General features: G+C 29.2%; 4 protein-coding genes. 1 reads left to right on the top strand and 3 read right to left on the bottom strand.

The window, feature by feature from the left end:
* A partial coding sequence (locus V3V28_RS06805; protein WP_331364268.1) for a helix-turn-helix domain-containing protein occupies window positions 1-539 on the top strand: 539 nt, incomplete at its 5' end.
* Between the two features lie 224 nt (window positions 540-763).
* Here the strand turns inward: V3V28_RS06805 and V3V28_RS06810 are convergent.
* The 3 genes from V3V28_RS06810 to V3V28_RS06820 form a co-directional block, all read right to left on the bottom strand.
* A complete protein-coding gene (locus V3V28_RS06810) occupies window positions 764-1,324 on the bottom strand; it encodes an IS630 family transposase (RefSeq protein ID WP_331364271.1) in 561 nt (186 codons plus the stop codon).
* A 13-nt stretch (window positions 1,325-1,337) separates the two neighbouring features.
* Window positions 1,338-1,832, bottom strand: coding sequence for a transposase (locus V3V28_RS06815; RefSeq protein WP_331364269.1), 495 nt, complete (start codon window positions 1,830-1,832; stop codon window positions 1,338-1,340).
* A gap of 199 nt (window positions 1,833-2,031) precedes the next feature.
* Window positions 2,032-2,242, bottom strand: a 211-nt coding sequence (locus V3V28_RS06820; RefSeq protein ID WP_331364270.1) for a hypothetical protein, incomplete at its 5' end; no start/stop codon positions are given.

Below are 2,242 nucleotides of genomic sequence, written 5' to 3' on the forward strand. Positions count from 1 at the left end.
AGAAACGGCAATTATTAAGCTTGAGAACTATTTTTATTATTTCTGTAGGCCTGTTTATTCTAATTTTGTTAAGGCAATTTATTGTAGAAAAAAAATTAAATACAAAATTTGAAGCTTTAATTATAGAATTAAATAAAAAAGAAAAACAATCTCATAAAAAAAGAAGTGATTTAATTCTTAAAGATGCTATTACTGAGGGTATCCTTTTAGGATTAGAAAGAATAGAAGAAAATAAAACTTTTTTACAATCAAATTTTGATTTAAAATATGTTGCAAATAAATTAAATAGTAATACTTCTTATGTGTCTAAGACAATAAATAAAAATAAACATCAATCATTTAAAGACTATCTCAACAAATTAAGAATTGATTTTATAGTCGTGGAGCTAAGGAATAATTCAAAACTAAGAAGGCATTCATTAGATGCTATAGCAAAAGACATAGGCTATTCTAATGGCTCTTCATTCTCTAAAATTTTTAAAAAAATCACAGGAATCAATCCCTCTTATTTTATTGATAAGTTGAATGATGGAAATTAAACATTCTGTCTCACAATATCAAAATAAATGGATCCCGTCCAAAAAATGTATCTTAGAACTAAAAAATTTTCCAAAAAAGACAGAGTAGTTGCTACCGAAAATGAGGAAGGGATAGCAGGAAAATTTAATATAAAAAAACGCATCCGATAAAATCGTCATGCGTTTATATATTTTTTTATTTTAAATTTTTACTTAGTGAGCTAATTTGAGGACCTTATACCAATTTAATTTTTTAATGTCGCATTAAAGGCATTTGTATAATGATAATTTCCAGTGATAGATTTAATAGTTTCTGGACTCATTTTATTTACCATATTATGCAGCCATTCTGTTAATTTTTTCATGGTTTTAAATCGTTTATTTTTATAACGATTCTTAATATATTGCCAAATTTGTTCACAAGGATTCAGTTCAGGTGCATATGGAGGTATTCTTAAAAGAAAAATATTTTCAGGGATCTCTATATTTTTTGTTGAATGAAAACCAGCGTTATCAATGACAACAATTTTATATTCATTTGGTTTATATTGTGAAAATTCTTTGAGGTAAGATTCAAATATAGTAGTATTTACACCGTTAATTTCCCAGACAAAACTATCGCCATTGATTGGCGAATAGCTTCCATATAGGTAGGTGGTTTTAAATACATGTTGATACGACACAATCGGTTTTATTCCCGAAGCTGTTAAATACCTTCCAAGATGTGTCATCATTCCAAATCTAGCTTCATCTTGAAAATATAAATTGACACTAGAATACTTATCTTTATTTAGACTAATTCTAATGTCATCTAGCGTATTAGGAAGTTTTTAAAAAAGCATCTACCGCTTGATCATCTTTCTTATAATGAGATTTTCTTGGCGTTTTTAACTTAGTCTTAAAATGCTGAATTAAATATTTTCTTAAATTATGGTACTGTATGTTAACATTGTACTCACTTTGAACCCATTGAACAGCATCCCAGTAACCTAAAAAAGGTTGTTCGCTTGAGTTTACTCGTTTTGATAATCCTTGATGAATTTCTGATGTGATGATTCTTGAGCAAATATTTTTAGGCTTGTCTGTCAATAATTCATCTATCCCACCAGATATATATCGTAGAATCCAACGCTCTTGCGTGCGTAAATTTATATTCAAATAAGTTGCTAATGCTTCCCGGGTTTTAAATTTATCTTTTTGTAATTCTAAAAGCCAAATTATTCTTTTTTCAATACGGTATACAGTTTGTTTTTTTCGAAGTGAAATCAGTTCGGAAGGACTCTCTTTTATTGGGAATATTCTTGCTGTGGACATCTATAAATATACAAAATAATTACGGCTTTAACAAGTTAAATTGGTATTATTCGTTTTTTTTTGAATTGTTTTTGGCCGGTTGTCTTGAATGAAGGAACCATTACGTATAAACTTCCTGCTGGATTCCTCAAAATTATTTGTTCTCTTCTCATCACTAAAGCCCATAATTAAACGTATTAAAATTTCCGAAATAGAATTTTCAATCTTCTTTTGCCACTATTACTCGTCTATGAGCATTACGATCAGTACCGGTTGGTGCATTCATACTCATTCTTGCCTTTCCAATTCTATCAAAGTAAATAAATAATATTGCCAGATAGCCTAAAAGCATTACATAGGGATGATCTTCATTTTTACTTCCGCCTTCAGCGCCATAGCCTGCAACTTTTATTTCTCCTGCTATGCATGGC

This window comes from Polaribacter sp. (assembly GCF_036480315.1).
In the GTDB taxonomy this organism is placed as follows: Bacteria; Bacteroidota; Bacteroidia; order Flavobacteriales; family Flavobacteriaceae; genus Polaribacter.

Coding starts and splice junctions, on each gene's coding strand:
- V3V28_RS06815 (WP_331364269.1), bottom strand. CDS start 1,832: ATGTCCACAGCAAGAATATTCCCAATAAAAGAGAGTCCTTCCGAACTG.